Source organism: Aeromonas sp. S8(2024), from assembly GCF_041403085.1.
Lineage (GTDB): Bacteria > Pseudomonadota > Gammaproteobacteria > Enterobacterales > Aeromonadaceae > Aeromonas > Aeromonas dhakensis.
This window is the reverse complement of the sequence record NZ_JBGLRF010000017.1, coordinates 16,552-41,075: the sequence shown is the minus strand read 5'-3', so window position 1 is coordinate 41,075 and position 24,524 is coordinate 16,552. Positions and strand designations below refer to the sequence as shown.

The window sequence follows — 24,524 nt, the reverse complement described above, 5'->3', positions numbered from 1 at the left end:
TGTAGATTTTTTTTATTTTCTTGGGGGGGCGGTGGTTGGTGGGCGGCCCGCCCCTCTGGTTTCAGACCGAATCGGTCACGTTAGGCCGGCTCAAGCCGGGTCGGTGACGCCAGCGGTTGCCTGGGTTTTCTGGGTCTTATGGGAGAGCCAGAGGCCGCTCGCCTTCATCAGGTAGCCGAACAGCGCACCTATCACCAGGGATGGCAGGATCAGCCGCCACTCTCCTGCCGCTCCGAAGGTGGCGCAGCAACCGGCGAAGGTGCCGGGAATGTAGGAGAGCCACTGCTGCCTGGCCTGCACGCACATCAGGGTCGCCACCACCCCGGTCATCAGGTAGCCCGCCACCCCGGCGCCCCACCAGGCGTCGCCATGGATCAGCAGCAGGGCCCACAGCATGCCGCTGGCATTGCACAGCAGGGTCTGCAGCAGCGCCTTGTAGCCGCCGCTGGAGGCAAAATAACTGGTGCAGCCGAGGAAGCCGACCCAGGAGATGAGGCCGAGGGTGACGGCGACCCAGCCCCAGACGGCGGAGAGGATCCCGGTCGTGATGGCGATGGCGATCAATGGGCTCATGGCGTGACTCTTCAGTAGTGAAATCCGGAAAAAGGGGAGCCTACCCCGCGCAGGGGGGGCGGCAAGCAGGGGCGGAATTGTGTGTGATCTGCATCACTCATTTCAACTCAGGAATACGCTTGCGCTCGCGAAAAAAATTCATGGTGAGGCGGTCGTGTCTGCACCATAGTTAGAGGCCCTGTCCTGCTCATGGAGTGAGTCTGATGGTGCCAAATGTGATCGTTCCCCTGCTGGTGTTCGTAGTGCTGTTTCTGGTCGGAACCATGGCCAAGGCACTGCCCCTCTATCAGTTCATGTAATTTTCCGTGAAATAAAACTCGGCCGGGGCGGGTCTTATGATTGTTACCCTCATCGCCCCGGGAGTTTTTCCATGTTGCTCAAGCGCCGCTCTGCCCATCACCTCACCGAACAGGATGTCACGCCGGAAGCCGTCTATCAGGATCGTCGCCTGATCCTGAAAGGGCTGGGGCTCGGCGCCGCCACCCTGGCGTTGCCGACCCAGGCCGGGGTGCTCGATCTCTTCTCTGGCGACAAGCCTGCACCGGTCGCCACCCGGGCGCTCAATATCCACGCTGCTGCCAGGCCGGAGGGGCTGATCCTCACGCCGGAGGAGAAGGCCACCACCCACAACAACTTCTACGAGCTTGGTACCGACAAGGGGGATCCGGCCCGCAATGGCCACTACCTCAAGCCCGAGCCCTGGACTCTGAAGGTAGAGGGGGAGGTGGCCAAGCCGTTTACCCTGGACGTGTGGGATCTCATCAACAAGAGCACGCTGGAGGAGCGCATCTACCGGCTGCGCTGCGTGGAGGCCTGGTCCATGGTGCTGCCCTGGAGCGGCATCGCGCTGGCGGACCTCATTCGCCGGGCCGAGCCCACCAGCCGCGCCAGGTTCGTGGCCTTCGAGACTCTCTATGATCCGGAGCAGCTGCCTGGACAGGCGTCGCGTTCCCTCGGCGGTGGCATCGATTACCCCTATGTCGAGGGGCTGCGCATCGACGAGGCGATGCATCCGCTCTCCTTCCTGGCGATGGGGCTCTACGGCAAGGCGCTGCCGGCCCAGAACGGTGCGCCGATCCGGCTGGTGGTGCCCTGGAAGTACGGCTTCAAGAGTATCAAGAGCATCGTCTCCATCCGGCTGGTGGAGGAGATGCCGCCCACTACCTGGAACCTGCTGGCCCCCAACGAATACGGCTTCTACGCCAACGTCAATCCAGCGGTGGATCACCCGCGCTGGAGTCAGGCCAGCGAGCGCTTCATCGGCGAGGGGGGCATCTTCGGCGCCAAGCGCCAGCCGACCCTGATGTTCAATGGCTATGCCGACGAGGTGGCGTCCCTCTATCAGGGCATGGACCTGCGCAAGTGGTATTGAGACGAGAGGAGCTGACATCATGACTCTGCGACTGACGGCACGTCACATCACCTTGCTGCGGGCGCTGGTACACCTCGCCTCGCTGGGGTTTCTGCTCTGGCTGCTGGTGGCCGTGCCCGGCGGTCTGCTGGGAGGGGATCCGGTACAGGGGCTGACTCACTATCTGGGCAAGGGGGCGCTCAATCTGCTGTTGCTCACCCTGCTGGTGTCGCCGCTGGCCAAACGCTGGCGGCAGGGGCAGCTCATCAAGCTGCGCCGCCCGCTCGGGCTCTGGTGCGCCGCCTGGGCCGGTCTGCACTTTATGGTCTGGCTGGGGCTGGATCTGCAGTTTGACTGGCGGCTGATTGGCGGCGAGCTGGTCAAGCGCAGTTATATAGTGGTGGGTATGGTGGCGCTGCTGTTGCTGCTGGCGCTCAGCCTCACCTCGATCCCGGCCCTGCTGCGGCGCATGGGGCCGGCTTGGCAGAAGCTGCACAACTGGATCTACGCGGTGGCCCTGCTGGTGCCGGTGCACTACTGGTGGTCGCTCAAGAGCGGCTGGCAGGAGCCCCTCATCTACCTGTTGCTGGCCTGTGCCCTGCTGGTGCCACGCCGCGACAAGCTGCTGCGCCCCTGGCGCCGGCTTCGGCCGCAGAAACTGAGGGAGGCATGAGGTCTTAAGTACGCCGCCCCGACAACCCGCAATAAAAAAGAGGCCTAGTCGGCCTCTTTTTTGATGTCACCCGTATGGGCGTCGACCAGGAGTCGCACCCGCTGCCCTTGGGCATCCAGGGTTTCCACCTCGAATTTGTCCCCTTCCAGCTCCACTTCCCGAATGTCGTGATACCCTTGGGCCACCAGCAGCTTGACCAGCCCGGCCATGTCGAGACGGCTTTCGGCCGCCCAGCCGAGGGTGGAGAAGAGGCAAAGGATCAGCAGGAAACTGCGTCGGATCATATTCATTCCGGATTCATGGCTGGCAGACTATAAACGGCATTATGTTAGGTTTTGGGAGATGAATCATCCATGAATAGAGCCCTGTCTCTGCTTGGGTTGCTGCTGCCGGCACTGGCACAGGCGGCCACGCCGAACGAGGCCTTGCTGCAGCAGGCGGTCAGCGAGGGACGGGTGCGCCCCTTTCATGAGGTGATGGAGGTGGCTTCCCGCCTGCCGGTACGGGTGCTGCGGGTCGATCTGGGGGAGGAGGACGGCATCTGGCTGTACGAACTCAAGCTGATCGACAGCGAGAACAGCGTCATCAAGGTGGGCTATCGGGCCGACAATCTGGAGATGGTGTGGCTCAAGGGTCACCATCTGGAGCGGCTGTTCGAACCGCGTCCGCCCCTGGAAGAGGAGTAACGGCGTGAGCCCGCGAACCCACCGTCCGGTTCGTCCCCCCAACTGCTGCCGGTACCGGCACAACCCTGCTTTGGATACCCATTTATGCGAATTCTGATAGTTGAAGATGAGAAGACCCTGGCTGGCCAGCTGGCGGAACAGCTGCGCCTGTCCGGTTTCGTGACCGACCTTTGCCACGATGGCAACGAGGCCGGCTTTCTCGGCGAGACTGAACCCTATGACGCCATCATTCTGGATCTCGGTCTGCCGGGGCGCGACGGCCTGAGCGTGCTCAAAGAGTGGCGCAGCAAGGGGATCGACACCCCGGTACTGGTGCTGACCGCCCGTGGCCAGCTGCACGAGAAGATCGAGGGGCTCAACGCCGGGGCCGACGACTACCTCACCAAGCCGTTCCAGGTGGCCGAGCTGGTGGCCCGGGTCCATGCCCTGGTGCGGCGGGCGGCGGGCAACGCCAGCTCGATCCTGGAGATCGGCGGAGTGCGGCTCGACATGGCGGCGTCCCAGGTGTGGTACGAAGGCACCCCCATCAAGCTGACCGCCCACGAGTTTCGGGTGCTCGGCTATCTGATGCAGCACAGGGGCAAGGTGGTGTCGCGCAGCGAGCTGATCGACCACATCTACGCCCAGGATTTCGACCGCGACTCCAACACGGTGGAGGTGTTCATCGGCCGGATCCGCAAGAAGACCCACGCCGATCTGATCGAGACGGTGCGCGGCCTCGGCTACCGGATCAACGAATGAACCGGCACTTGATGCCCCCTTGCGCAGGAGTGGCTGAATGAGGCTGGTGCGCACCCTGCGGGGGCGGCTGGTGGTCATCGCCATGGTCTGGTGCGGCCTGTTCCTGTTTGCCACCGGCTTCAGCCTGCAGACCATGATGCGCAACTACTGGCAGGAGGCGGAGGCCGACGGCCTGCGCCTGCAGCTCTACGATCTGCTCTCCCGCCTCGAGATCCAGCCGGATGGCCTGCCGGTGGTCACCGAACCCATGGCCGATCCCCGCTTTCGCCAGCCCTACTCAGGTTACTACTGGCAACTGGAGCTGGGGGAGAGCGTGGTCAGCCGCTCCCGCTCCCTGTGGGATGTGCATCTCGACGTGCACGGCCTGAAGTCGGCCTTCGGCGACCCTGATCTGTTCGTCGGCAAGGGGCCCAACAAGGAGCCGCTGCTGATCATGACCCGTACCGTGCTGCTGCCCGGTTCGGATCGGGTGTTCACCCTGGTGATGGCCAAGGACAGCAGCGCCCTGACCCAGACCCTGAAGAAGACCCGCATCAGCCTGTTCCTCGGCCTCGGCTTTGCCGCGACCGGACTGGTGCTCGGCTTCATGTTCCAGATCGTCTACGGCCTGCGGCCGCTGCACCTGTTGCGGCGCGAGCTGAGTCGGGTCCATCAGGGCCATCAGGAGGGGTTCCGGCTGCGCTACCCGCTGGAGATCCAGCCGCTGGTGGAGGACATCAACCGGCTGCTGCACCACTATGGCGAGCTGTTGCAGCGGGCCCGCTCCCACACCGGCAACCTGGCCCACGCCCTCAAGACGCCGCTCAGCATCATGCGCAACCAGGTGGCCCAGCTGCCGCCGGAGGATCAGGCCGCCCTCGGCGAGCAGCTCGATCAGATCCAGCGCCACATCGACTACCACCTCGGCAAGGCGCGGGTGACCGGCGCCGCCAAGATCCTCGGGGTGTCGACCCCGGTGCGGGCGCGGGTGGAGTACATCTGCCGCGCCTTCTCCCGCCTCTATCCGGGCCGGGAAGTGGATCTGCAGGTGCCGGCCACCCTGGCGGTCGGGGTGGAGGAGCAGGACTTCGACGAGATGGTGGGCAACCTGCTGGAGAACGCCTTCAAGTGGTCGGCCGGCCGGCTGCGCATCTCCAGCGCCGAGCTGGGGGGCTGGATCACCCTGCGCATCGAGGATGATGGTCCCGGCATGAGCGAGGATCAGATCGCCAAGGCCGTGCTGCGCGGGGTGCGGCTCGACGAGAAGGTGCCGGGTTCGGGGCTGGGGCTCAACATCGTCTCCGATCTGGCGGAAGCCTACCGCGGCAGCCTCATCATGGGACGCGCCGAACTGGGCGGGCTGGCTGCTTCCCTCTCGCTGCCCAAGGTGGCAAGAGTGGAGAGCTAGGCATAAGATATGGCACCTGTTTTAGCCTGAGGAAGAGAACCATGACCGATGATCCATGGGCACTGTGTCACCTCGACGATTCGTTCGATGCCTCCGTGCTGGGCACCAAGGGGGCCCAGATCCAGTGGTTTGAGGATCGCGACAGCCTGATTGCCTTCCTGCTGGAAGATTTCGTCGACCTGCTGGCCGACGTGGGCGAGCTGGATGAGGATCAGACCGAGCGGGCGCGCGAGCGCTTCACCCTGCTGGTGGAGCAGAGCTTCGACGATCGCGGCCTGATGGACGCCATCAACGATCTCGCCTCCGGCCTGCGCCGCATCGCCTGGCTGGGGCCGCTCTCCGAGCTGGCCGAGCTGAGCGATGACTTCGCCTCCGGCCTGCGCCGCTATTTCTGGAGCCAGTACGACGGGGATGAAGATGACCCGGATGCCTGGGTGCCGGAAGAACTCTGGCCCCAGCTGGTGGAGTGTGCGGAAGAGTACATGGTGGAAGGGGACTTCTAAGCCACCTGGTCTGCGCTCTGGCTGCAAGGCGGGTGGAGTATGCGGAAGAGTAGATGGTTGAGAGTGACTTCTTAGTCACACCACAAACCGCGATAAGAAAACGGCGCCTTGATGGCGCCGTTTTTGTTGCTCAGTCCTCTGCTCAGGCGTTGGCCGGCACCGCATGGGCGGTGTTGACCGGGGCCGGGCCCTGGTACTTCTCGATCTGCAGCTGGGCCATGTGACCGCAGTTGCCCTGCGCCAGGCTGGAGGTGCCCTCGTCGAAGGTGAGGCAGTTGACGTTGCCGTTCTTGCACAGGCTTCCCGCCTCGCCCGGTTTGGCCGGATCGAACCAGGCCCCTTCGCACACCCGCACCACCCCCGGGCGGATGTCGGTCGAGAGCAGGGCCCCCACCAGGATCTGGCCGCGGTCGTTGAAGGCCCGCACCAGATCGCCATCCTGGATGCCGCGCGCCTTGGCGTCGTCCGGGTGGATCAGGATCGCCTCGCGATCGGCGATGGCGAACTTGTCCCGCAGCGGGGTGTTGTCGAGCTGGGAGTGCAGCCGCTGGGTCGGGTGGGAGGTGTTGAGCGACAGTGGATAGCGGGTCGCCTCCTTGCTCTTGATCCACTCCTTGGGTTCATACCACTTGGGATGGCCGGCGCAGTCGGCATAGCCCATGCCGGCCACCGTGCTGGAGAAGATCTCGATCTTGCCGGACGGGGTCCCGAGCGGGTTGAGCAGCGGGTTCTCACGGAAATCGGCGTGACGGATCCATTGGCGGTTCGCCTCGGGCACCGGGAAGCGGATGTAGTTGTTGGACTCCCAGAACATGTTGAACGGCGGCAGCGCCACCCGGGCGCCGCGGGCCTGGGCGGCCATGCCGTCGTACATCTGCTTGAGCCACAGCATCTCGTCCTTGCCTTCGGTGTACTGCTCCTGCAGGCCCAGCTTGGCGGCCACGTCACGGAAGATGTCGAAGTCGTTGCGCGCCTCGAACTGGGGCGGCACGCACTGGTGCATCGGGAAGACGTAGCGCTGGGAGTAGTCGCCGCCCATCTCCAGATCGTTGCGCTCGTAGCTGGTGGTGGCCGGCAGGACGATGTCGGCGTGCTTGGCGGTGGCGGTCCAGTAGGGCTCGTGCACGATCACGGTCTGCGGCTTGCGCCAGGCCTTGACCAGGTTGTTGGTGTCCTGGTGGTGGTGGAAGGGGTTGCCGCCCGCCACGTAGACCAGCTTGATGTCCGGGTAGGTCACCTTGCGGCCGTTGAAGTCGATGGTCTTGCCGGGGTTGGCCAGACAGTCGGCGATGCGGGCCACCGGGATCGGCGCCGGCCCGTTCTTCGGTGCATTGCCGGCGGAGATGCCCGCCAGGATGCCGCCCTTGGCGGTGGGGCTGCCACCGGAAGAGTAGTGGTAGCTGAAGCCGTAACCGCCGCCCGGCAGGCCGATCTGGCCCAGCATAGCGGCCAGGGTGACCAGCATCCAGTTGGGTTGCTCGCCGTGCTGCTGCCGTTGCATGCCCCAGCCCGCCATGATCATGGTGCGCTTGGACGCCATGTCGAGGGCCAGCTGGCGGATCACCTTGGCCTCGACGCCGCAGATGGTGCTCGCCCACTCGACGCTCTTCGGCTGGCCGTCTTCCTTGCCGAGCAGATAGGCGAGGAACTTGTCGAAGCCGGTGGTGTAGCGGTCGAGGAAGGCCTGATCGTGCTTCTGCTCGCTGTAGAGGGTGTGGGCCACCCCCAGCATCATGGCCACGTCTGTGTAGGCGTTCGGCGCAATCCACTCGGCCCCGGCCAGCTTGGCGGTTTCGTTGTAGACAGGGTCGATGCTGATGATGCGGGTGCCTTTATCTTTCAGGGCTTTGAAGCCGGCCTGACCTTCGTGATCCGGCATGTTCCAGCTGTTCTTCAGGGTGACCTGGGCGTTGACCCCCCACAGCACCACCAGTTCGGCGTGCTCGATGACGTTGGGCCAGGCGGTCTGCTGCTCATATACCTCGATTGAACCCATCACGTGGGACATGATCACCTGGGCGGCGCCGGCGGAGTAGTCGCCGGCATAGCCGGTGAAGCCGCCCGCCAGGTTCATCAGGCGGTGCAGCAGGGTGCGGCTGTTGTGGAACATGCCGACACTCTTCCAGCCGTAGGAACCGGCGTGGATCGCCTGCGGGCCGAAGTCGCTCTGCACCCGGCTGATTTCACCGGCCACCAGGGCGATGGCCTTCTCCCAGCTCACCCGCACCCACTCGTCGGCGCCGCGCAGCTCGGGTTTGGCCCCCGGGCCCTGCTCCAGCCAGCTCTTGCGCACCATGGGGTACTTGATGCGGTTCTTGGCGTGGACCTGGAACGGCGCCATGTCGATGAGATCGTTGGGGGCCGGATCATCGGCCACCGGCTGGACCCGCACCATGCGGCCCTCTTCGACGATGGCCTCGAAGGCCCCCCAGTGGGCGCCGGTGAGGATGCCTTTCTGGGCCGGCACCAGGGTCGGGAACTGTTCAAGCGCCGTGCTGATGGCTTTGGCCAGCGCACTCTTCGGGAAGACGCCGGCCAGCAGCGGCAGGGCGGCGCAGGCGCCTAGCCCCTTGAGCAGGTTGCGGCGGGAGAGATTGGTTTGCTTATCGGTAAAAAAAGTCATGACGATTTCCTCTGTGCCAGCCTTAGTGCGCCGCGTTCATGTCACTGGCATGTTTCTGGACGTATTGGGTCAACATGCGTGCCTGTTCCGGGGTCAGGGAGGTGCGTGATTCCATCCCCTTGATGACGCCGATCCACTGGTTGGCGTTGAAGTGATCCAGTGCAGTGAGGCCGTGGCAGCCGGTACAGTTGTTGGACATCAGGGTGGAGGCGTACTGCCACAGCTTGCCCTGATCGCCGATGAGCTGGCTCTGATCCACCCAGGCGGTCAGGCTGACCTGATGCCAGGTGAGGTTGGTGGCGCTGTCGGTTTCGCTCTTGCCGGTGGTGAGCTGCGCCTTGGCCTTGTCGCCGAGCAGGGTGCTCAGGATGCGCTTGCCGGGGGCGGCGTAGAACACCTCGCTAACCCCGTCCTGCTGCCAGCCGTCGATGCGCACCTGGGCACGGCCGTTGTCGTTGGCCAGCACTTCCACCTGGGTGGAGGGCATCAGGGTGCCTTCGTCAGTCTTGGCGCCGGCATCCAGATAGAGCGGGGTGGTGGCGATGGCATAGCGGGTGGTGACGTTGGCCGGGGTCTGGGCGGCGGCTTGCGCCAGCTCGCTGGCACCGGCGGCGGCCAGGCCGCTCATGTCGGGCATGATGTGGGCGACGCCGCGGTGGCAGTCGATGCAGGTCTGGCCCTCCTTGATGGCGACCGGGTGCTCTGCGCGGGCGTTGGGGCGCTGAGCCAGGATGTCCATGGCCGCGTAGCTGTGGCAGCTGCGGCAGGTAGCGGAGTCGTTGGCCTTCAGCTCGTCCCACACCGACTGCGCCATGCGCAGCTTGTGGGCCTCGTATTTCTCCGGCGTGTCGAGGGTGCCGATCGCCTCGTGATAGATGTCTTTCACGGCGCGGATCTTGGTCCACAGATAGGAGGTGGGATCACCCGGAATGTGGCAGTCGGCGCACTCGGCGCGGATGCCCTTCACGTTCTGGAAGTGGACGCTGCCCTGATACTCGGCCAGCGGGGTCTGCATGGAGTGGCAGGAGACGCAGAACTCGGTGGAACTGGTCTTGTGCATGACGGTCACCGTGACCCCCAGCGCTGCAACGCCCAGCAGGGCTCCAAGCAGCAGTAGCCAGAACCAGGTTTTTCTCAACAGTTTTCCAAGCATGACGGCGTTTTCCTACGTTCAAATATTACCAATATAGTAGTATCCATGGAGAGGTAGTTGATTGACCTCTATCATGATTTATATTTTGTATTGTTATTTTAAATGCAATTATTATTTTGTTATTTATCATTTAACTGAATTTAATTTAACATCCTGCGATTTTACCGTCTTTTCGCTCCTCGTTTGAGGCGTAATTGATGCCGCTGCACCACTTTCTCTCCACTTTTTATCGTTGGGCCATGACTCCCTGCTCTCTTCTCTTGCCTGTGCAGTAGCCTGTCGTCCCGCGCCGGGCGGGGGCTTGGGCTTTGCCCTGGGCACGGTATATACTGTTCGCATATACAGTGTTCAGGTATTTGCCATGCGACTCTTTATCGCCGAGAAGCCCAGTCTGGGGCGCGCCATTGCCGACGTGCTGCCCAAGCCCCACAAGAAGGGGGAGGGCTTCATCGAAACCGCGCAGGGGGATGTGGTGACCTGGTGCATCGGCCACCTGCTGGAGCAGGCCGAGCCCGATGCCTACGACGCCGCCTACAAGCAGTGGCGCATGGAATCCCTTCCCATCATCCCGAGCCAGTGGCAACTGGTGGCCAAGCCGAAGACCAAGACCCAGCTCACCGTCATCAAGCGCCTGCTCAAGCAGGCCGACTGCGTGGTCAACGCCGGTGACCCGGACCGGGAGGGGCAGCTGCTGGTGGACGAGGTGATCGATTTCCTCGGCTACGGCAAAACCCGGCCGGTGCTGCGCTGTCTCATCAGCGATCTCAACCCGCCGGCGGTGCGCCGCGCCCTCGACAAGCTCAGAGACAACAAGGAGTTCGTGCCGCTGGCGGTGTCGGCGCTGGCCCGCAGCCGGGCCGACTGGCTCTACGGCATCAACATGACCCGCGCCTATACCCTGCTTGGTCGCAAGGGAGGTTGCAGCGAGCTTCTCTCGGTCGGCCGGGTACAGACACCGCTGCTGGGGCTGGTGGTGCGGCGGGATCTCGAGATCGAGGCCTTCGTGCCCAAACCCTTCTTCGAGGTGCTGGCCCATCTACAGACCGAGGGCAACGAACGCTTCAGCGCCAAGTGGCTGCCCTCCGAGGCCTGTCTGCCCTGGCAGGACGAGGAGGGGCGGGTGCTCAACCGGGCGCTGGCCGCCAAGGTGGTGGAGCGGATCCAGGGTCAACCCGCACTGGTGGAAGAGGTGGAGGAGCAGGCCCGCAAGCAGGCGGCGCCGTTGCCCTACAACCTCTCCAGCCTGCAGATCGATGCCGCCAAGCGGTTCGGCATGGACGCCAAGCGGGTGCTGGACGTCTGCCAGAGCCTCTATGAACGGCACAAGCTCATCACCTACCCCAGATCCGACAGCCGCCATCTGCCTAGCGAGCACTTCAATCGGGCCGGCCAGGTGCGGGAAGCCATCGCCAGCACGGCGCCGGCGCTGGCCAGGGCTGTGAGCGAGGCGGACGGCAAGATCCGCAGCAAGGCGTGGAACGACAGCAAGGTGGATGCCCACCACGCCATCATCCCCACCGAGAAGCACGGCAACGAGGGGAGCCTGAGCGGCGATGAAGCCAGGTTGTATGGCCTGATTGCCCGCCAGTATCTGCTGCAGTTCTACCCGCCGTTCGAGTACAACGACAGCAAGGTGCTGCTGCGCATCGCCGGCGGGCAGTTTCAGGCCAAGGCACGGCGGATCCTCAAGGCGGGCTGGAAGGCGTTGCTGGGGGTGGAGGAAGATGACGAGGAGGAGGCGGGAACCCTGCCGGCCCTGCGTCAGGGCGAGCAGCTGCTGTGCGAGCGGGGGGAGCTGCTGGAGAAGATGACCCAGCCCTCCAAGTCGTTTACCGATGCCACCCTGCTGGCCGCCATGACCGGCATCGCCCGCTACGTGCAGGATCCCGAGATCCGCAAGACCCTGCGCGAAACCGACGGCCTCGGCACCGAGGCGACCCGGGCCGGCATCATCGACCTGCTGTTCAAGCGCCGCTTTCTGGTGCGCCAGGGCAAGAGCATCAAGGCGACCCCGACCGGGCGGGCGTTGATCCAGGCCCTGCCGGCCACGGCCACCACCCCGGACATGACGGCGCTGTGGGAGCAGCACCTCGGCCGGATTGCCGAGCGACAGGCGAGCTATCAGCAGTTCATGGGGCCGCTCACCGAGCAGCTGAACGGTTTGATCGACGGCGCCAGGCAGGATTCGGGGGCCAGCTTCAGCGCCCTGCCCAAGGCGGCGCCCGGGGCCGACAAGCGTCGCTTCACCAAACGCAAGCGCAGCCCGGCGAGTGGTGGCACAACAGGGGCAAGCAAGCGGGGGAGCAAGCGGCCAGCCAGGGCCGCCTGATAAAAAAAACGCCCCTGTCGGGGCGCAAAAAGGCATTGTCGTCAGGCGTCGGCCAGTCTGGCGCGACTTAAATTCAGGTAGTGCCAGGCAACACCGAGCAGCACCAGATCCTTGAAAATAAAGAACTCGGTGACCGGCACCCCGTCGACCAGCTTCCAGACGCCCGGCAGGGTCAGCAGAAAGCTGAGGGTCACGAGGAAGGTCAGGATGGCCCCCAGGCTGCTCCAGTAGCCCAGACGTGGCCGCCACAGGCCGGCAATCAGGCCGCCGGCGATCAGGATCTCGATCAGCCCGATCAGATTGGAGACTGCCTGCTCCGAGAGCACGGCATAGAGCCAGCTCATCAGCGGGTGGCTTGCCACCAGCGGCCGGATGGCCGCCGCCTCGGTCGGCGTAAACTTGAACACGCCGATCCAGAGCAGGGTCAGTACCACCCCCGCGAGGGCGATCAGAAAACCTCGGTCATGACGTTCCATTTCTGCTCCTCTGTCATGGGGTGAGCGTGACGGGCGGAAAGTCGATGTCGGTTTCTGCCAGATGATTGCCGTAGTTGGTCAGGGTATTGATGACCACCTGCCCCAGCACCTCCATCATCAGCTCATCATCCACGCCCGCCGCCCGGGCGGCGGCCAGTTGCGCATCATTGATGACACCGCGCTGGGTGACCAGGGCGACCGCCAGCTGCAACAGGGCGTGATCGAGCGGATCCGCCGCCTGGGCGAGACGGGCAGCCCGGATGGCGTCGTCATCGAAACCGGCCCGGCCAGCCAGCAGAGTGTGGGCCGACAGGCAGTACTGGCAGGCGTTGGCCTGACCGATGGCCAGTGCCAGCAGCTCCCGCTGGCGGGCGCTGAGCCGCCCCTTGCCCAGCGCATCGGCAAAGCCGAGCAGACCGTTGAGCAGGGCCGGTGAGTGGGCCAGGGTTGCGTAGAGGTTGGGGACCATGCCCAGGCTGCTTTTAAGAGCGGCGAAGGTGGGGGCGGCTGCCGGTTTGGGCTGCACGACGGCGTGAATGCGACTCATGATGTGCTCCTGTTTGGGTTGGGTACGGGAGACACTATGCCGGTTTTAATGGTACGGTTTATCACCCAGAGTCCATCATTGACTACCAGGCGTCTCAAATATGGATCCACTCTCGATATTGCTGGCCCATGCCGCTCCCCAAGCCAGCCTCTTTTTCGCCGGCAACCTGTGTCAGCACTCTCACAGCAGCGACTATCCCGCCGGCGGCCATCTGCACTTGTTGCGCCGTGGCGAACTGCTGCTGCGCGAAGAGGGGGGTGAACCCCTGTTGCTGACCGAGCCGACCCTGATCCTCTACGCCAGGGGGCAGGCTCACAGGCTCGAACCCCGCCAGCTGGCGGGCTGCGACCTGGTGTGTGCCAGCGTGTCGTTCGGGCCGGCAGGAGACTCACCACTGCAGCTGGCGTTGCCGGATACCTTGGTGCTGCCGCTGCAGACGATCCCGGCCATTGCGCCGGTACTGACCCTGCTGTTCGAGGAGGCCTTCGCCGAGCGTTACGGTCAGCCGCCGATCCTCTCCCGTCTGCTGGAGGTGCTGCTGATCCTCTTGCTGCGTCATCTGGTGGAACAGGGGCTCTGCCGGCAGGGGATGTTGGCCGGCCTCTCCGACCCGCGACTGGCTCGGGCCATCGCGGTCATGCATCAGCGCGGGGACGAGCCCTGGACGGTGGCGACCCTGGCGCGGGAGGCGGGCATGTCACGCGCCCGCTTCGCCGCTCATTTTCAGTCGCTGACCGGGCAGACGCCGCTGGACTATCTGACGCGCTGGCGGATGGTGCTGGCCAGTCAGCAGCTGCTAGCGGGGGAGTCCATTACCCAGGTGGCGCTGGGGGCGGGGTACAGCGGGGGCACCGCCTTCGGGCGGGCGTTCGAGCGGGAGTTTGGCATGAGCCCGGGGCGCTGGCTCAAGGCGCGGCAGCGCGAGTGACCGGGGCCGCGACGGGCCCCGGTGTCATCAGCCGGTGTAGACGGTCTCTTCCGGGTACTTGATGCGGGTTTCGACCGGGCGAGCCAGCATGAAGGCCAGAGTCAGCGGGCCGAGACGGCCACAGATCATCACCAGCACCAGGATGAGCTTGCCAGGCTCGCTCAGGGTAGCGGTGATGCCAGTGGAGAGCCCCACGGTGGCAAACGCCGAGATGGTCTCGAACATGATCTTGTCGAAGGGCTGCTGCTCGGTGAGCATCAGCAGGAACATGGCCAGCATCAGCACCATGGTGCTGACCATGATGATGGCCAGCGATCGGGTCACTATCTGGGACGAGAGGGTGCGGCCAAAGGCGGTGACGTGGGGGCGCTTGGTCAGAAACGCCTTGGTCGCCAGCAGCACCACCGCGAAGGTGGTCACCTTGATACCGCCACCGGTGGAGGTGGCACCCGCCCCGATGAACATCAGCATCATCAGGAACAACAGGGCGGCCGGGGTCATCAGGCCGATGTCGATGGTGTTGAAACCCGCGGTACGGGCGCTGGCAGACTGGAAGAAGGCCGCCAGCCACTGGCCACCGAAGGAGACCTTGCCGAGGGTGCCCGGGTTGTTGTGTTCCAGCAGCCAGAACATCAGGGTTCCCAGCAGCAGCAGGCCCGGGGTCATGATCAGCATCAGCTTGCTGTGCAGCTTGAGCTTGCGCCAGCGGCGGTTGCGCACCAGATCGACGATGACGGTAAAGCCGATCCCGCCGAGGATCAGCAGGCCGGCGATGGTCAGGCTGATGACTGGGTCGTCTCTGTAGTCCATGAGATTGTTGGCAAACAGCGAGAAGCCGGCGTTGTTGAAGGCCGATACCGCGTGGAAGAAGCTGACGTAGAGGCCGCGCTCCCACCCCATCTCGGGCACCCAGCGGATGGCCATCAGAGCGGTGCCGATGAGCTGGGCGATGAAGGCGAACAGCACGATGCGCTTCACCAGCTGGATGATGTTGACCGAGCCCTCCTGGCCCAGTGCCTCCTTGGCCAGCACCTGCTGGCGCAGGCCGACCCGTTTGCTGAACATGGCGATGAGCAGCAGGGTCATGGTCATCTGGCCCAGGCCGCCAATCTCCATCAGCATCAGCAGGAAGATCTGCCCCTGCAGGGTGAAGGCGGTACCGGTGTCCACCACCCCGAGCCCGGTCACGCTGATGGCCGAGGTGGCGGTGAACAGGGCATTGATGAAGCTCACCTGGCCGTTGTGGCTGGAAGGCTGCACCAGAAACAGGGTGCCGATCAGCAGGATGACCAGAAAACTGCCGAGGATCAGCTTGGCTTCACTCCAGCGGGACTCATCTTCCCGCTGCAGGGCAAAGGCGTAGCTGCTGCGCCAGCGGGTCATAGGGTTTCCAGCCAGTGGTCGATGGCGTGCTTGTTGCCGGCCAGGATCAGGATGTCACCCAGCTGCAGCTCCATCTTGCCGGTCAGCACGTTGTGCAGGGTTTCGCCACGCTTGATGGCGAGCAGCTGGAATTCGCTCTGCTGCAGCAGATGGAAGTCGCTGAGGGCCCGACCGTTCAACTGCAGGCCGATGACGAACTCGGTCAGCACCATGTCGTGACCCAGCTCCAGATAGTCGAACAGCCGGTTATCCAGCATGCTCTGGGCGACCCGACGACCCATGTCCCACTCCGGATTGATCACCTTGTCGGCACCCACCTTTTGCAGGATCTTGGCGTGGAACTTGTCGCGCGCCTTGACCCAGACCTTCTTCACCCCCGCCTCCTTGAGGACGAGGGTGGTGAGTATGCTGGTCTCGAGGTTGTCACCGATGGCGACGAAGACGATGTCGAAGTCGGCCAGGCCCAGCTCGGCGACGGTGGCCTCGTCGGTGGCGTCGGCCACGATGACGTGGTTGCAGAGGGTGGCGATCTGGCGGGTCTTGCTCTCGTCGATGTCAATCGCCAGCACCTCGGCATCCTGGCGCTGCAGCTCTTCACACAGCGCGCTGCCAAACAGCCCCAGGCCGATGACGGCAAATTGGTTGTTCATGAGTACTTCCTCAAGAGTCGGAGCGGGATACTCTACTCCAGCTATATGAGTCCGAAAAGAGGGCGGGATTTTTCGTCCGGCGGCAATATAAGGTAGACTGCCCGCTTGCCATTGTCGGAACACGCAGATGAAACTCACCCCGCACGCCTCCCTGTTGACGCTCAACACCCTCGCCCTCGATGCCCACTGCCACTGGCTGGCCGAAGTGGAGCAAACCGACGACCTGCCGCAGCTGGTTGCCAACGCCGAGCTGGCCGGCTTGCCGCGGCTGGTGCTGGGCGGTGGCAGCAACGTGCTGTTTTGCGATGACTTCGCCGGGGTGGTGGTGCTCAACCGGCTCAAGGGGATAGCGCTGCACGATGAGGGAGATTACTGGCTGCTGCACGTGGCCGCCGGCGAGAACTGGCACGAGCTGGTGTGCCACACCCTGCAGCAGGGCTGGTACGGTCTCGAAAACCTGGCGCTCATCCCCGGCACGGTCGGGGCGGCACCGGTGCAGAACATCGGCGCCTACGGGGTCGAACTGGCCAGCGTCTGTGCCTACGTCGAGGCGTTCAACTGGCAGAGCGGCGAGATAGAGCGCATCGCCGCGGCCGACTGCCGCTTCGGTTATCGCGACAGCATCTTCAAGCACGAGTATCAGGACAGCCACTTCATCACTGCGGTCGGTCTGCGACTGGCCAAGGCCTGGCAGCCAAGCCAAGGCTATGGTCCGCTGGCCGCACTGGGCGAACAGCCCTCGGCACAGGCCATCTTCGACACCGTCTGCGCCACCCGCATGGCCAAGCTGCCGGATCCGGCCGTGCTCGGCAACGCGGGCAGCTTCTTCAAGAATCCGGTGGTGCCTGCCGCGCTGGCGGCGTCGCTCAAGCTGAAATATCCCCAGATGCCGTTCTATCCGGCGGGTGAAGGGCTGGCCAAGCTGGCCGCGGGCTGGCTCATCGACCAGTGCGGCCTCAAGGGTTTTGCCATCGGCCGTGCCGCCGTCCATCAGGAGCAGGCGCTGGTGCTGGTCAATCTGGGCGGCGCCAGCGCCATGGAGCTGATCGCGCTGGCGGCTCACGTACGCGACAGCGTGGAGCAGAAATTCGGGGTGGTGCTGGAGCACGAGGTGCGCTTCATGGGCCGCCGTGGTGAAACTTGGCTCGACGAGGTACTGGCATGACCCTGACTCCCATCCGGCAAACCCTGATCTCTCTGCTCAGCGACGGGCAATTCCACTCCGGTGAGCAGCTTGGCGAGCAGCTCGGCATCAGTCGGGCGGCGGTCAGCAAGCACATGGCGGCGCTCAAGGAGCTGGGACTGGATCTCTTCAGCCTGACCGGCAAGGGGTACCGGCTGGCGGTGCCGATGGCGCTCTATGACGAAGAGCAGCTGCAGGCGCTGGCGCCCATGGCACCGGTGCACTGCTTCCCGGTCATCGACTCCACCAACCAGTACCTGCTGGAGCGGGTCAACCAGCTGCAGTCGGGCGAGAGCTGCCTGGCCGAGTGCCAGACCGCCGGGCGCGGCCGGCGCGGCAAGCCCTGGGTTTCCCCCTTCGGCTGCCAGCTGATCTTGAGCATGTACTGGCGGCTGGAGCAGGGCATGGCGGCGGCCATGGGGCTGAGTCTGGCGGTCGGGGTGGCCGTGGTGCAGGCACTGGAGTCCCTCGGTTACCCGGGAGTTGAGCTCAAGTGGCCCAACGATCTCTACTATCAGGGCCGCAAGCTGGCGGGGATCCTGGTGGAGATGAGCGGTAGCGCCGGCGCCAGCTGCCACCTGGTGATCGGGGTCGGCCTCAACCTGGCGATGCCGAGCCGGGAGGCGGAGCGGATCGATCAGGCCTGGTCCGAATTGCGCCACATCCAGCCGGAACTGGTGGACCGCAATCTGCTGGCCGGCCGGGTGATCGATCACCTGCAGCAGGCCATGCTCACCTTCGAACAGGAGGGGCTCGCCAGCTTCGTGGCGGACTGGAACCGGCTCGACCACTTCGCCGGCCGGCCGGTACGACTGCTGATGGGCGAGCAGGAGATCCGCGGCGTGGCGCGTGGCATCGATGATCGCGGTGCGCTGCGGCTGGAGACGGAGGAGGGGATCAAGTTCTATCTGGGCGGGGAGATCTCCCTGCGCCGGGGCGACTGATGGCGGCGCTGACCGTCACCCAATGAAGAGGGGGCCTGCGGGCCCCCTCTTCATTGATGCGTGAGCTGCCGCCGTTACTTGCGCAGCTTGATTTGCTCGATGGCGTGCTCGTTGCCCTTGGTCAGGATCAGGTTGGCCCGCTCCCGGGTAGGCAGGATGTTCTCTTTCAAATTCAGATAGTTGATATCTTGCCAGATGTTGCTGGCGATCTTGGTCGCCTCGCTTTCGGCCAGCTTGGCGTAGTGGTGGAAGTAGGAGTCCGGATCCGAGAAGGCGCCGCTGCGAAACTTGAGGAAACGCTCGATATACCAGGTGCGCAGCAGTTCGGCGTCGGCATCCACATAGATGGAGAAGTCGACGAAGTCCGACACGAACACGCGGTGCGGATCCTGCGGGTAGTCCATGCCGCTTTGCAGCACATTGAGCCCTTCCAGGATCAGGATATCCGGCTGCTCCACCACCTTCTTCTCATCCGGAATGATGTCGTAGATGAGGTGGGAGTAGACGGGGGCCTCGACCTTCTCGTGGCCGGCGCGGATATTGGCGACAAACTCCACCAGATGACGGATGTCGTAGGACTCCGGGAACCCCTTGCGGCGCATCAGGCCGCGCTCTTCCAGCACCTTGTTGGGGTAGAGAAAGCCGTCGGTGGTGACCAGCTCCACCCGAGGGTGCTCCGGCCAGCGCTCCAGCAGCGCCTGCATGATGCGCGCCGTGGTGCTCTTGCCGCCTGCCACACTGCCGGCGATGCTGATGATGTAGGTGCCCTTGCCGCGAGACTGACCGAGGAACTGTTCCAGCACCCGGCTGCGGCGCTGCTTGGCCTTGACGTAGAGATTGAGCAGACGGGAGAGGGGCAGATAGATCTCTTCCACCTCCTGCAATGACACCTTCTCGTTGATCCCGCGCAGGGTCTGCAGATCGTGCTCGGTCAGGGTCAAAGGGACCGAGTCGCGCAATAACGCCCATTGTTCGCGGGTGAATTGCAGATAGGGGTTATGCTCTGTCGTCATGGTGTCGTCACTGTTTCTTGGGCAGGGCGACCATACACCAAGGGGGGCGGGAGCGACAAGAGAAGCGACGGTTTCGAGCGGAGAGTGAGTCCTTTTTTGCCTGGTTCCTGGCAATAATGCACATTTTGCAAGGCGCAATGGTTGCATCCCCAAAATCCTTACCATAAAATGCGCGACGCTTAGATGTCTGTCGTCTATTTGCCCAGCAAAAGCGATAAATCAACGGGTGCAAGCAGAATTACCGTTGTGACATTGACGTAACGGAGGGGTTCCCGAGCGGCCAAAGGGATCAGACTGTAAATCTGACGGCTCTGCCTTCGAAGGTTCGAATCCTTCTCCCTCCACCATATTTCTCTGCGGTTTGAGTTCTTTGGGTTAGAGAAATGCGGGCATCGTATAATGGCTATTACCTCAGCCTTCCAAGCTGATGATGCGGGTTCGATTCCCGCTGCCCGCTCCAAGATGCTGATTGGCTCAGGCGATAGCAGAGTCACACCCTAGGGTGAGTTCGGCAATCGAACCAGCCTGTCAGCACCACCCTCTCTATCCCCACCAGATTCAAATCCATCATATAAACTGTTCTGTGGTTAGCTTGCCACCGCGTACTCAGCGTTAGTTTAGAGGGACGATCATGTCTAAAGAAAAATTTGAGCGTAATAAACCGCACGTTAACGTGGGTACCATCGGCCACGTTGACCACGGTAAAACCACCCTGACCGCCGCCATCACCAACGTGCTGGCCAAGCACTTCGGTGGTAAAGCTTTCGCCTTCGACCAGATCGACAAGGCACCGGAAGAGCGTGAGCGTGGTATCACCATCAACACCTCCCACGTAGAATACGACACCGCTACCCGTCACTACGCCCACGTAGACTGCCCGGGTCACGCCGACTACGTTAAAAACATGATCACCGGTGCTGCCCAGATGGACGGCGCGATCCTGGTAGTAGCAGCGACTGACGGCCCGATGCCGCAGACTCGTGAGCACATCCTGCTGGGTCGTCAGGTAGGCGTTCCGTACATCATCGTGTTCATGAACAAGTGCGACATGGTAGATGACGAAGAGCTGCTGGAACTGGTCGAGATGGAAGTTCGCGAACTGCTGTCCGAGTACGACTTCCCGGGTGATGACCTGCCGGTAGTACGTGGTTCCGCACTGAAAGCGCTGGAAGGCGAAGCTCAGTGGGAAGAGAAGATCCTGGAACTGGCTGGCCACCTGGACACCTACATTCCGGAGCCGGAGCGCGCAATTGACCAGCCGTTCCTGATGCCGATCGAAGACGTATTCTCCATCGCAGGCCGTGGTACCGTAGTAACCGGTCGTGTAGAGCGCGGTATCGTTAAAGTTGGTGAAGAAGTGGAAATCGTTGGTATCAAAGATACCACCAAGACCACCTGTACCGGCGTTGAAATGTTCCGCAAACTGCTGGACGAAGGTCGTGCAGGTGAGAACGTTGGCGCGCTGCTGCGTGGCGTGAAGCGTGAAGACGTAGAGCGTGGTCAGGTACTGGCCAAGCCGGGCACCATCAAGCCGCACACCAAGTTCGAATCTGAAGTGTACGTACTGTCCAAAGAAGAAGGTGGTCGTCACACCCCGTTCTTCAAAGGCTACCGTCCGCAGTTCTACTTCCGTACTACCGACGTGACCGGTACCATCGAACTGCCGGAAGGCGTAGAGATGGTAATGCCGGGCGACAACATCAAGATGGTTGTTACCCTGATTGCGCCGATCGCGATGGACGACGGCCTGCGTTTCGCCATCCGTGAAGGTGGCCGTACCGTAGGTGCTGGTGTTGTAGCTAAAGTTATCGCTTAATCTTTGGCTTACATAAATAAAGCAAAGCCCCTATAATAGGGGCTTTCTTATGCAGGGGCGTAGTTCGAATTGGTAGAACAGCGGTCTCCAAAACCGATGGTTGCGGGTTCGAGTCCTGCCGCCCCTGCCATATACCTCGTCTCGTACGGGGCTTTTGTGTCTTTGGTTACGTCAGATACAGGTGGGTTGTATGAGTGTTAGTTCTGAGAGCCAGGGCGGAAGCAAGGATACCCTGCTTTGGGGCCTGGTTTTCATTATCCTGGCGGCCGCTGTAGTGGGTAATTACCTGCTCAACGATGTTGTCGCTGCCGTCCGCGCCCTGGGTGTGGTCGTTGTCATTGCTGCTGCCGGTGCAGTAGCCCTGCAAACCACCAAGGGAAAGGCAACACTGGCATTTGCCCGTGAGTCTCGCCTGGAAGTACGCAAGGTCGTATGGCCGACCCGTCAGGAAGCCATTCAGACAACCCTGATTGTGCTGGCGGTGACTGCCGTGATGGGGCTGCTGCTGTTCGTACTGGACGGTGCCCTGGTCTGGTTGGTCAACCTGATTACCGGTGTGTAAGGATAAGCCATGACTGAACAACGTGAACAGCGTATGAGATGGTATGTCGTGCAGGCGTTTTCCGGCTATGAAGGCCGTGTCGCCAAATCCCTGCGTGAACATATCAAGATGCATGGCATGGAAGACATGTTCGGTGAAGTACTGGTCCCGACCGAAGAAGTGGTCGAGATGCGTGCTGGCCAGAAGCGCAAGAGTGAGCGCAAGTTTTTCCCGGGCTACGTCCTGGTTCAGATGATCATGGATGAAACCACATGGCACCTGGTACGCAACGTACCGCGCGTCATGGGCTTCATCGGTGGCACCTCTGATCGTCCTGCTCCTATCTCCGATAAGGAAGCGGATGCCATCCTCAATCGTCTGCAAGATGCCCACGACAAGCCGCGTCCGAAAACCCTGTTTGAACCGGGTGAGATGGTGCGGGTTGCCGATGGTCCGTTCGCCGATTTCAACGGTACCGTTGAAGAGGTGGACTACGAAAAGAGCCGCGTGAAGGTCTCCGTGCTGATCTTCGGCCGTTCTACTCCGGTAGAGCTGGATTTTGGTCAGGTCGAAAAAGGCTGATTAAACTCTGTTCGTTAACGGTTGTCAGGGGCAGCGAATGTCATTATAATTCGCTGCCCCTTTATTAGTTGGGGAGCCGTTTGCAGGAGCATGTCTCCGAGGCGTTAGAACCCATTTCTGAGGTATTTTTGTAATGGCTAAGAAAGTCACAGCTTATATCAAGCTGCAAGTTAAGGCTGGCAGTGCTAACCCCAGCCCTCCCGTTGGTCCTGCTCTGGGTCAGCACGGTGTTAACATCATGGAATTCTGTAAAGCGTTCAACGCTCGTACAGAGAAGCTGGAAAAAGGTTCTCCGACTCCGGTCGTGATCACCGTTTACAGCGATCGTTCCTTCACCTTCGAAACCAAGACTCCGCCCGCTTCCTTCCTGCTGAAGAAAGCTGCTGGTATCCAGTCTGGTTCCGCCAAGCCGAACAAAGACAAGGTTGGTAAGGTGACTGTTGCCCAGCTGCAAGAAATCGCCAAGACCAAAGAGCCGGATATGACCGGTGCCGATCTGGATGCAAAAGTACGTTGCATCGCCGGCTCCGCTCGTTCCATGGGCCTGGTAGTGGAGGAGTAAGACAATGGCTAAACTGTCCAAGCGTATGCGCGTTATTCGCGAAAAAGTTGACGGTACCAAAGAGTACTCCATCAACGAAGCCATTGCCCTGCTGAAAGAACTGGCTACCGCCAAGTTCGTTGAAAGCGTTGACGTTGCCGTTAACCTGGGTATCGATGCTCGTAAATCTGACCAGAACGTACGTGGTGCTACTGTACTGCCGCACGGTACCGGTCGTGATGTACGCGTAGCCGTGTTCACCCAAGGTGCCAACGCCGAAGCTGCCAAAGCTGCCGGTGCTGAGCTGGTTGGCATGGATGACCTGGCCGATCTGGTCAAGAAAGGCGAGATGAACTTCGACGTCGTGATCGCATCCCCGGATGCCATGCGCGTTGTTGGTCAACTGGGTCAAATCCTGGGCCCGCGCGGCCTGATGCCGAACCCGAAAGTTGGTACTGTAACCCCGAACGTAGCCGAAGCCGTCAAGAACGCCAAGGCTGGTCAGGTTCGTTACCGTAACGACAAGAACGGTATCATTCACACTACCCTGGGCAAAGTTTCCTTCAACGAAGTTCAGTTGAAAGAGAACTTGGAAGCTCTGCTGGTTGCCTTGAAAAAGGCCAAGCCGTCCTCCGCCAAGGGTCAGTACATCAAGAAGGTAAGCATCTCCACCACTATGGGTGCCGGTGTTGCCGTAGACCAAGCTACTCTGGAAGCTCAGGCCTAATTGATGGATTTTACAAGGCGCAAAATTTAATCTATAATTTTGCGCCTTGATTGGTTGGGGGCTTCGACCTCCGTCCAAGACCGCAGGAGGCCGCTAGGCCTTAATACTTCCTGCGTAGACGGTGCCGGAAACCCAGCGAGAAAGATTCTTTCTCTTCTGGAATCCTGCTACCGCATCGTTCCCCTCTGTTGTAAAGGTAGGGGGGATGTGTCAGTACTGGGTCAATTGACCCGGATTCAATCCAGGAGTTAAGCCAATGGCATTGGGACTCGAAGACAAAAAGGCAATTGTTGCTGAAGTCAACGAAGCTGCCAAAGGCGCTCTTTCTGCAGTGATTGCCGATTCTCGCGGCGTGACTGTAGACAAGATGACCGTCCTGCGTAAAACCGCTCGTGAAGCTGGTGTGTACATGCGCGTTGTGCGTAACACCCTGCTGCGTCGCGCGGTAGAAGGTACCGAATACGAGTGCCTGAACGACGCATTTACCGGTCCTACCTTGATTGCTTTCTCTAACGAACACCCGGGCGCTGCCGCTCGTCTGTTCAAAGAGTTTGCTAAAGCGAACCAAAAGTTCGAAATCAAGGCTGGCGCTTTTAACGGTGAGTTTATCGCCGCAGCACAAATTGATCGTCTGGCCACGCTGCCGACTTACGAAGAAGCAATTGCGAAGCTGATGGCTACCATGAAGGAAGCCTCTGCTGGCAAGCTGGTTCGTACTATCGCTGCTGTTCGCGACCAGAAACAAGCTGCTGCTTGATTCTCGCCTATCTAGGCTGTTTGAGTTTATTCAACATCAGGAATTTTTGTCATGTCTATCACTAAAGACCAAATCATCGAAGCCGTTGCTTCCATGTCCGTAATGGAAGTTGTTGAGCTGATCGAAGCTATGGAAGAGAAGTTCGGTGTTTCTGCCGCTGCTGCCGTAATGGCCGGCCCGGCTGCTGCTGAAGCAGTAGAAGAGAAGACCGAGTTCGACGTAGTTCTGACTGCTGCTGGCGCCAACAAAGTTGCCGTTATCAAAGCCGTTCGTGGCGCTACCGGTCTGGGCCTGAAAGAAGCCAAAGATCTGGTAGAAGCTGCCCCGGCTAACCTGAAGGAAGGCGTGTCCAAGGACGAAGCTGAAGCTCTGAAGAAAGAGCTGGAAGCTGCCGGTGCTTCTGTTGAGATCAAATAA

At 61.9% G+C, this 24,524-nt stretch carries 26 protein-coding genes and 3 tRNA genes; 20 read left to right on the top strand and 9 right to left on the bottom strand.

Features of this window, described 5'->3' with window-relative positions; genetic code table 11:
• Nucleotides 1-90: 90 nt before the first annotated feature.
• Nucleotides 91-573, bottom strand: coding sequence for a DUF1097 domain-containing protein (locus ACB031_RS22600; RefSeq protein ID WP_005306399.1), 483 nt, complete (start codon nucleotides 571-573; stop codon nucleotides 91-93).
• 370 nt (nucleotides 574-943) lie between these two features.
• Between ACB031_RS22600 and msrP the strand changes: the two genes are divergently transcribed.
• Nucleotides 944-1,945, top strand: coding sequence for a protein-methionine-sulfoxide reductase catalytic subunit MsrP (gene msrP, locus ACB031_RS22595; protein ID WP_139753334.1), 1,002 nt, complete (start codon nucleotides 944-946; stop codon nucleotides 1,943-1,945).
• Nucleotides 1,946-1,964: 19 nt separating this feature from the next.
• Entirely contained in the window at nucleotides 1,965-2,597 is a 633-nt protein-coding gene (msrQ, locus tag ACB031_RS22590; protein WP_005306391.1) for a protein-methionine-sulfoxide reductase heme-binding subunit MsrQ, read from the top strand.
• Between the two features lie 44 nt (nucleotides 2,598-2,641).
• Here the strand turns inward: msrQ and ACB031_RS22585 are convergent, their stop codons facing one another.
• Nucleotides 2,642-2,887, bottom strand: coding sequence for a PepSY domain-containing protein (locus ACB031_RS22585; RefSeq protein ID WP_010635834.1), 246 nt, complete (start codon nucleotides 2,885-2,887; stop codon nucleotides 2,642-2,644).
• 63 nt (nucleotides 2,888-2,950) lie between these two features.
• Between ACB031_RS22585 and ACB031_RS22580 the strand changes: the two genes are divergently transcribed.
• The 4 genes from ACB031_RS22580 to ACB031_RS22565 all read left to right on the top strand — a co-directional run bounded on the left by ACB031_RS22580 (nucleotide 2,951) and on the right by ACB031_RS22565 (nucleotide 5,914).
• Entirely contained in the window at nucleotides 2,951-3,283 is a 333-nt protein-coding gene (locus ACB031_RS22580; RefSeq protein ID WP_139724363.1) for a PepSY domain-containing protein, read from the top strand.
• Nucleotides 3,284-3,367: 84 nt separating this feature from the next.
• Entirely contained in the window at nucleotides 3,368-4,024 is a 657-nt protein-coding gene (locus ACB031_RS22575) for a response regulator transcription factor (RefSeq protein WP_005306366.1), read from the top strand.
• Between the two features lie 37 nt (nucleotides 4,025-4,061).
• Entirely contained in the window at nucleotides 4,062-5,411 is a 1,350-nt protein-coding gene (locus ACB031_RS22570) for a sensor histidine kinase (RefSeq protein WP_005306363.1), read from the top strand.
• Nucleotides 5,412-5,452: 41 nt separating this feature from the next.
• On the top strand, nucleotides 5,453-5,914 hold the full coding sequence (locus ACB031_RS22565) for a hypothetical protein (RefSeq protein ID WP_010635837.1): 462 nt from the start codon (nucleotides 5,453-5,455) through the stop codon (nucleotides 5,912-5,914).
• 142 nt (nucleotides 5,915-6,056) lie between these two features.
• Here ACB031_RS22565 and torA read toward each other — a convergent pair whose 3' ends face one another.
• Both torA and ACB031_RS22555 read right to left on the bottom strand, forming a co-directional pair.
• The gene (gene torA, locus ACB031_RS22560) at nucleotides 6,057-8,537 is read right to left on the bottom strand and encodes a trimethylamine-N-oxide reductase TorA (protein ID WP_371140260.1); all 2,481 of its coding nucleotides are present in this window, start codon (nucleotides 8,535-8,537) and stop codon (nucleotides 6,057-6,059) included.
• A gap of 22 nt (nucleotides 8,538-8,559) precedes the next feature.
• Nucleotides 8,560-9,690 (bottom strand): NapC/NirT family cytochrome c, encoded by a 1,131-nt coding sequence (locus ACB031_RS22555; RefSeq protein WP_017764798.1) that lies wholly within the window; start codon nucleotides 9,688-9,690, stop codon nucleotides 8,560-8,562.
• A 361-nt stretch (nucleotides 9,691-10,051) separates the two neighbouring features.
• Here ACB031_RS22555 and ACB031_RS22550 point away from each other — a divergent pair, with 361 nt between their 5' ends.
• A complete protein-coding gene (locus ACB031_RS22550; protein ID WP_371140259.1) occupies nucleotides 10,052-12,019 on the top strand; it encodes a DNA topoisomerase III in 1,968 nt (655 codons plus the stop codon).
• 41 nt (nucleotides 12,020-12,060) lie between these two features.
• On the opposite strand, the gene ACB031_RS22545 is transcribed toward ACB031_RS22550, so the two are convergent.
• A complete protein-coding gene (locus ACB031_RS22545) occupies nucleotides 12,061-12,495 on the bottom strand; it encodes a DUF417 family protein (RefSeq protein ID WP_123246562.1) in 435 nt (144 codons plus the stop codon).
• 13 nt (nucleotides 12,496-12,508) lie between these two features.
• A complete protein-coding gene (locus ACB031_RS22540) occupies nucleotides 12,509-13,042 on the bottom strand; it encodes a carboxymuconolactone decarboxylase family protein (protein WP_371140258.1) in 534 nt (177 codons plus the stop codon).
• A 100-nt stretch (nucleotides 13,043-13,142) separates the two neighbouring features.
• On the opposite strand from ACB031_RS22540, the gene ACB031_RS22535 reads away from it, so the two are divergent.
• Complete coding sequence (locus ACB031_RS22535) at nucleotides 13,143-13,970, top strand: AraC family transcriptional regulator (RefSeq protein WP_123246563.1); 828 nt, start codon at nucleotides 13,143-13,145, stop codon at nucleotides 13,968-13,970.
• A 27-nt stretch (nucleotides 13,971-13,997) separates the two neighbouring features.
• On the opposite strand, the gene ACB031_RS22530 is transcribed toward ACB031_RS22535, so the two are convergent.
• Entirely contained in the window at nucleotides 13,998-15,353 is a 1,356-nt protein-coding gene (locus ACB031_RS22530; protein ID WP_017764794.1) for a TrkH family potassium uptake protein, read from the bottom strand.
• The gene (locus ACB031_RS22525; protein ID WP_005306338.1) at nucleotides 15,350-16,003 is read right to left on the bottom strand and encodes a TrkA family potassium uptake protein; all 654 of its coding nucleotides are present in this window, start codon (nucleotides 16,001-16,003) and stop codon (nucleotides 15,350-15,352) included. Before ACB031_RS22525 ends, ACB031_RS22530 begins: the two co-directional genes overlap by 4 nt.
• A 127-nt stretch (nucleotides 16,004-16,130) precedes the next feature.
• Here ACB031_RS22525 and murB point away from each other — a divergent pair, with 127 nt between their 5' ends.
• Nucleotides 16,131-17,168, top strand: coding sequence for a UDP-N-acetylmuramate dehydrogenase (gene murB / locus ACB031_RS22520; protein ID WP_017787118.1), 1,038 nt, complete (start codon nucleotides 16,131-16,133; stop codon nucleotides 17,166-17,168).
• Complete coding sequence (birA, locus tag ACB031_RS22515; protein ID WP_017785616.1) at nucleotides 17,165-18,130, top strand: bifunctional biotin--[acetyl-CoA-carboxylase] ligase/biotin operon repressor BirA; 966 nt, start codon at nucleotides 17,165-17,167, stop codon at nucleotides 18,128-18,130. The genes murB and birA overlap by 4 nt, the downstream gene beginning before the upstream one ends.
• 74 nt (nucleotides 18,131-18,204) lie before the next feature.
• On the opposite strand, the gene coaA is transcribed toward birA, so the two are convergent.
• Complete coding sequence (coaA, locus tag ACB031_RS22510; RefSeq protein WP_005306328.1) at nucleotides 18,205-19,143, bottom strand: type I pantothenate kinase; 939 nt, start codon at nucleotides 19,141-19,143, stop codon at nucleotides 18,205-18,207.
• 262 nt (nucleotides 19,144-19,405) lie between these two features.
• Here coaA and ACB031_RS22505 point away from each other — a divergent pair.
• The 10 genes from ACB031_RS22505 (at nucleotide 19,406) to rplL (ending at nucleotide 24,524) form a co-directional block, all read left to right on the top strand.
• Nucleotides 19,406-19,490 (top strand) — tRNA-Tyr (locus ACB031_RS22505).
• A 38-nt stretch (nucleotides 19,491-19,528) separates the two neighbouring features.
• A tRNA-Gly gene (locus ACB031_RS22500) sits at nucleotides 19,529-19,603 on the top strand.
• Between the two features lie 171 nt (nucleotides 19,604-19,774).
• On the top strand, nucleotides 19,775-20,959 hold the full coding sequence (tuf, locus tag ACB031_RS22495) for an elongation factor Tu (protein ID WP_005306325.1): 1,185 nt from the start codon (nucleotides 19,775-19,777) through the stop codon (nucleotides 20,957-20,959).
• A gap of 53 nt (nucleotides 20,960-21,012) precedes the next feature.
• A tRNA-Trp gene (locus tag ACB031_RS22490) sits at nucleotides 21,013-21,089 on the top strand.
• A gap of 60 nt (nucleotides 21,090-21,149) precedes the next feature.
• Nucleotides 21,150-21,521: a preprotein translocase subunit SecE gene (gene secE, locus ACB031_RS22485; RefSeq protein WP_005306322.1), complete on the top strand. Its 372-nt coding sequence runs from the start codon at nucleotides 21,150-21,152 to the stop codon at nucleotides 21,519-21,521.
• A gap of 9 nt (nucleotides 21,522-21,530) precedes the next feature.
• Entirely contained in the window at nucleotides 21,531-22,082 is a 552-nt protein-coding gene (gene nusG, locus ACB031_RS22480) for a transcription termination/antitermination protein NusG (RefSeq protein ID WP_005306318.1), read from the top strand.
• Between the two features lie 133 nt (nucleotides 22,083-22,215).
• Nucleotides 22,216-22,644 carry a 50S ribosomal protein L11 gene (gene rplK, locus ACB031_RS22475; protein ID WP_005306313.1) on the top strand — a complete coding sequence of 143 codons (429 nt, stop codon included), beginning with the start codon at nucleotides 22,216-22,218 and terminating at the stop codon, nucleotides 22,642-22,644.
• Between the two features lie 4 nt (nucleotides 22,645-22,648).
• Nucleotides 22,649-23,350, top strand: coding sequence for a 50S ribosomal protein L1 (gene rplA, locus ACB031_RS22470; RefSeq protein WP_005306309.1), 702 nt, complete (start codon nucleotides 22,649-22,651; stop codon nucleotides 23,348-23,350).
• Between the two features lie 256 nt (nucleotides 23,351-23,606).
• Nucleotides 23,607-24,107 (top strand): 50S ribosomal protein L10, encoded by a 501-nt coding sequence (rplJ, locus tag ACB031_RS22465; RefSeq protein ID WP_005306307.1) that lies wholly within the window; start codon nucleotides 23,607-23,609, stop codon nucleotides 24,105-24,107.
• 51 nt (nucleotides 24,108-24,158) lie between these two features.
• Nucleotides 24,159-24,524: a 50S ribosomal protein L7/L12 gene (rplL, locus tag ACB031_RS22460; protein ID WP_005306304.1), complete on the top strand. Its 366-nt coding sequence runs from the start codon at nucleotides 24,159-24,161 to the stop codon at nucleotides 24,522-24,524.